This window comes from Luteibacter sp. (assembly GCF_051958795.1).
Lineage (GTDB): Bacteria > Pseudomonadota > Gammaproteobacteria > Xanthomonadales > Rhodanobacteraceae > Luteibacter.
In genome coordinates this window covers 1-4,303 of the sequence record NZ_JBQCFT010000151.1, presented here as the reverse complement: position 1 = coordinate 4,303, position 4,303 = coordinate 1, and the positions used below count along the sequence as shown (strand labels likewise).

Here is a 4,303-nt window from a genome sequence, read left to right as displayed (position 1 = left end):
TGATGGGAGTTGTCGCTGGGCCCATCGCGCGCAAGCGCGCTCCCACAAGGGGTGTTTAGAAGCTGAAGATCGTGTATCCGTCTGCGGCGATCTGCGCGATGCTCGGCAGGCCGGAGGTGCCGGGCACGCTGTTGTCGGTGATCAGGTTGAAGCCGGCTTGCTCCACTTCTTCGCGTGCACCGAACACATCGGCGCAGCCGCAGGAGACGCCGACGACCTTGTCTTCAACGGCCTTGAACAGCGCGTGGATCGGGTGCTTCGCCGCCTCGCGGGGCGGCGGATGGCTCACCCTGGGTATTGCGCGACACAGCGGGAACGTCGCATGAAGCAAGGCTTCATTGCGTCAGGCGGAATGCTCAGGCCAGGTGCGGGTGGCTGCGCAGGTGCTCGGCCAGCAGGTCGATGAAGTGGCGCACCTTCGATGAGCCGTACTTGCTCTCGCGGTGAAGGATGTGAACCGGCCAGGGCGCCTCTTCGTACTCGGCGAGGATGATTTGCAACCGGCCGGCCGCCAGGTCGTCGCCCACCTGGTAGGAGAGCAGGCGCGCGACGCCCAGCCCCGCGACCGCACCGGCGATGGCCGCATCGTTGCTGGAGACGGTGAGCCGCGGCCGCATCCGGACCATCGTCGGGTCGTCGACCGCGCCGAACTTCCAGTCGACGCGAGGGGAAATGCCACTCGCGGCGATGACCGTATGGTGCAGGAGGTCGGCAGGATGCTTCGGCACGCCGTGTTTTGCGAGGTAGTCCGGCGAGGCGACCAGGATCCGGCGCACCTGGCCTACCCGCAGTGCCTTCAGGCTGGAATCCGGGAGGTGGCCGATGCGGACCGCGACATCCATGCCCTCTTCCACCAGGTTGACCACGCGATCGAGGAAGAAGGCAGAAACCTCCACCTCGGGGTGTTCCTGCAGGTAACGGACGATGCACGGCATGATGAACCAGCGGCCGAACAGCACCGACGAAGTGACTGAAAGGTTGCCCTTGGGTGCCGCGTTCACACCGGCGGCGGCCTCGTTGGCCTCGGTGATGCTGGCCAGGATGTTGCGCGTGTCGTCGAGGTAGCGCCTGCCGGCTTCGGTAAGGCGCACGTTGCGCGTGGTACGCGCGAGCAGCTTCACGCCCAGCTCCTCTTCCAGCGCCGCGATGGCACGGGTGACGGCCGCCGGCGAGAGATCGATGCGTCGCGACGCGGCGGCGAAGCTTTCTTCTTCGCCGACGGCGACGAAAACCCTCATGAGGTGGATCTGATCCATGGCATTGCGTCCGGCGAAATGCTGCGTTGACCCATGAGGCCATTATTTCGCGAGTATTCCTTGGAAATCCCTGCCCCGCAACGGCCAGGCCGCACTGCAGGCCTCCCACGCCGGTGCCGGCATGCCGCCGGGCGCAACAGTCAATTGCGAGCCGTCTCGTTCCCGGCGCAGCCCCTCTTCCGAAGAATGGACCCATCGAAACGAGGGTTCTCCCATGACCGGCAACAAGGCATTCCACGATGGCGAACGTACCGTGCAGGTCCGCGCGGGCGAGGATGCCATCGCCGACCGCAACATCGCGATGATGAGCGATACGGTGATCGGTGGGGCGCGTCCGTTCATCGCGAAGCAGTTCATGGTCGCCCTGGGCAGCACCGACACTAACGGCAACGTCTGGGCATCGCTGCTGTTCGGCAAGCCGGGCTTCATGCACACCGCCGATGGCCATGCCATCGAGATCGACGTGCCGGTGAATCATCGCGACGCCGACGAGCCGTTCTGGGCCAATATCGACGCGAACAAGGACGTGGGCATGCTCTTCATCGAGCTGGGCTCGCGCCGCCGCTACCGCGTCAACGGTACGGTCACCCGGCTCGACGCCACCGGTATCGAAGTCAGCATCGCCCAGGCTTACCCGAACTGCCCGCGCTACATCCACCGCCGCCACCTGCGCGCACTGGGCGAGACCGGGCTCATGTCGCAGACCGCGTCAGGTACGGTCCTGCGCGGCAGCGTGGAAACGCTGATCGCCGGCGCGGACACGCTGTTCATCGCCAGCCACCACGCTCAGACCGGCGCCGATGCATCGCACCGCGGCGGCGGCACGGGCTTCATCCACCAGGTGGACGAACGCACCCTGCGCATCCCGGATTTCAACGGCAACAGCATGTTCAACACCTGGGGCAACCTCACGCTCGATCCCCGCGCGGGGTTGTGCATCCCGGATTTCGCGAACGGCCGCCTGCTGCAACTCACCGGCACCGCACGCCTGCTCTGGGACCAGGACGACCCGGGCGACAACACCGGCGGCACCGGCCGCTTCCTCGAATTCCATGTCGACCGCTGGGTGCTTCGCGACGCAATCCCGCGTGCCGAGTGGGAAGAACTCGACCCCTCACCCTTCAACCCACCCGTGACCCGTTGAGGGTCGCACATCAACACGCCCTCACCGCAAACACACTGGAGATATCACCATGAACACCCAAGCCAAGCCCCCGGTCGTCTTCTACCGCAACGAAAAGATCGACGGTCTCAACATCGCCTACCGCGAAGCCGGCCCGGCCGACGCACCGGTCGTCCTGCTGCTCCACGGCTTCCCGACCTCGTCGCACATGTTCCGCAACCTGATTCCTTACCTCGCCACGCGCTATCGCGTCATCGCGCCGGATTACCCGGGCTATGGCGAAAGCGATGCGCCGGACATCAAGGATTACCACTACAGCTTCGAAGGCTTCGGCAACATCGTCCGCACGCTGCTCGAACGCCTGAAGGTCGACAAGTACGCCATGTATGTCATGGATTACGGCGCGCCGGTCGGCTGGCAGCTGTTCCTGAAGAACCCCGAGAAGCTCACCGCGCTGATCGTGCAGAACGGCAACGCTTACGACGACGGCATGAAGGCGTTCTTGGATCCGATCAAGGTGTACTGGGCCGACGGCGCCGCCAAGAGCCGCGACGCGCTGCGCTGGCTGGTGAAGCGCGAGACCACGATCTTCCAGTACACCGATGGCGTGGACGACAAGAGCCGCATCTCGCCCGATAACGTTGCCCACGACCAGCCGCTGCTCGACCGCCCGGGCAACGAAGATGTGCAGATGGACGTGATGTACGACTACCGCAAGAACGTCCCGCTCTACCCGGAAGTGCAGCGCCTGTTCCGCGAGTACCAGCCGCCGACCCTGATCACCTGGGGCGAGCGCGACACGATCTTCCCCGCCGACGGCGCCCACCCGTACAAGCGCGACCTGAAGGACCTGGAATTCCACCTCTTCCCGACTGGCCACTTCGCGCTGGAAGACAAGGGCGACGAAATCATGCCGCTGATCGGTGATTTCCTTGATCGGAAGGTGGGCAAGAAAGCCTGAGGCTTGTCTGTAGGAGCCCACCCTGTGGGCGACATGTTTCGCCTCAAGGCATGAGCCGTTATCGCGAAAGGCGTCGCCCACTGGGTGGGCTACTACAGGACAGGTGGCGGCATTGGCTCTGATTTGGCCGGATTGGATGCTTCGCGTCTGATCCGGCCACTACCCTCAGGGGCTGAAATGGTCCCTACCAACCACCCAGAGGGCACCACCATGGCCACGACCGTTGCAGGTATCACCGTTCCCGATAGCGCCCTGGCGCGCGAGATCACCCAGCTGGTTCGCGATACCGAGACCGACCTGCTCTACCACCACTCGCGCCGCGTCTTCTTCTTCGGGGCCCTGACCGGCAACGCCAAGGGCCTCAAGTACGACCCCGAGCTGCTCTACGCCGGCGCCATGTTCCACGACATGGGCCTCATGCCCGCGCACTCAAGCAAGACCGAGCGGTTTGAGGTCGATGGCGCGAATGTCGCCCGCGACTTCCTGCTTTCCCGTGGCATCAGCCCGGAGCAGGTCGACACGGTCTGGGCATCGATCGCCCTGCACACCACCCCGGGCATCCCGCAGCACATGAAGCCGGAGATCGCCCTGCTCACCGCGGGCGTCGAGATGGACGTGCTTGGCCTGGGGTTCGATAACGTGCACACGCACGATCGCGAGCTCGTGGCCGATGCCCATCCTCGTGGGCCCGCGTTCAAGACCGGCATCATCGATGCGTTCTACAACGGCATCCGCAACAAGCCCGAGACGACGTTCGGCAACGTCAAGGCCGACGTCATGGCGCACAAGGAACCGCACTTCCATCGCACCGACTTCGTCCATTGCATCCTCGGTAATGGCTGGCCGACCTGAGCGGCGGCGAGAACGAAGCGGCGACTCATAGCTACAAGCTATCGGGCTGAAAAGAACTTTGAATTTCACATCCCGCGTGAAGCTCCCTAACGTGATGCCTCCCGGGCCTGA

At 64.4% G+C, this 4,303-nt stretch carries 5 protein-coding genes; 3 read left to right on the top strand and 2 right to left on the bottom strand.

Features of this window, described 5'->3' with window-relative positions:
* Window positions 1-55 precede the first annotated feature (55 nt).
* Both ACTHLF_RS08130 and ACTHLF_RS08125 read right to left on the bottom strand, forming a co-directional pair.
* The gene (locus ACTHLF_RS08130) at window positions 56-289 is read right to left on the bottom strand and encodes a hypothetical protein (RefSeq protein WP_440326434.1); all 234 of its coding nucleotides are present in this window, start codon (window positions 287-289) and stop codon (window positions 56-58) included.
* A gap of 67 nt (window positions 290-356) precedes the next feature.
* On the bottom strand, window positions 357-1,256 hold the full coding sequence (locus ACTHLF_RS08125; protein ID WP_440326432.1) for a LysR family transcriptional regulator: 900 nt from the start codon (window positions 1,254-1,256) through the stop codon (window positions 357-359).
* A gap of 214 nt (window positions 1,257-1,470) precedes the next feature.
* Here ACTHLF_RS08125 and ACTHLF_RS08120 point away from each other — a divergent pair, with 214 nt between their 5' ends.
* From ACTHLF_RS08120 to ACTHLF_RS08110, 3 genes are all read left to right on the top strand, one after another.
* Window positions 1,471-2,400, top strand: coding sequence for a pyridoxamine 5'-phosphate oxidase family protein (locus tag ACTHLF_RS08120; RefSeq protein ID WP_440326430.1), 930 nt, complete (start codon window positions 1,471-1,473; stop codon window positions 2,398-2,400).
* A gap of 49 nt (window positions 2,401-2,449) precedes the next feature.
* Window positions 2,450-3,340 (top strand): alpha/beta fold hydrolase, encoded by an 891-nt coding sequence (locus ACTHLF_RS08115; protein WP_440326428.1) that lies wholly within the window; start codon window positions 2,450-2,452, stop codon window positions 3,338-3,340.
* Window positions 3,341-3,550: 210 nt separating this feature from the next.
* A complete protein-coding gene (locus ACTHLF_RS08110) occupies window positions 3,551-4,192 on the top strand; it encodes an HD domain-containing protein (protein ID WP_440326427.1) in 642 nt (213 codons plus the stop codon).
* Window positions 4,193-4,303 lie beyond the last annotated feature (111 nt).

What these genes read in the sequence shown, in the direction of transcription:
- ACTHLF_RS08125 (WP_440326432.1), bottom strand. Translation starts at nt 1,256, where the DNA reads ATGGATCAGATCCACCTCATGAGGGTTTTCGTCGCCGTCGGCGAAGAA.
- ACTHLF_RS08120 (WP_440326430.1), top strand. Translation starts at nt 1,471, where the DNA reads ATGACCGGCAACAAGGCATTCCACGATGGCGAACGTACCGTGCAGGTC.
- ACTHLF_RS08115 (WP_440326428.1), top strand. Translation starts at nt 2,450, where the DNA reads ATGAACACCCAAGCCAAGCCCCCGGTCGTCTTCTACCGCAACGAAAAG.
- ACTHLF_RS08110 (WP_440326427.1), top strand. Translation starts at nt 3,551, where the DNA reads ATGGCCACGACCGTTGCAGGTATCACCGTTCCCGATAGCGCCCTGGCG.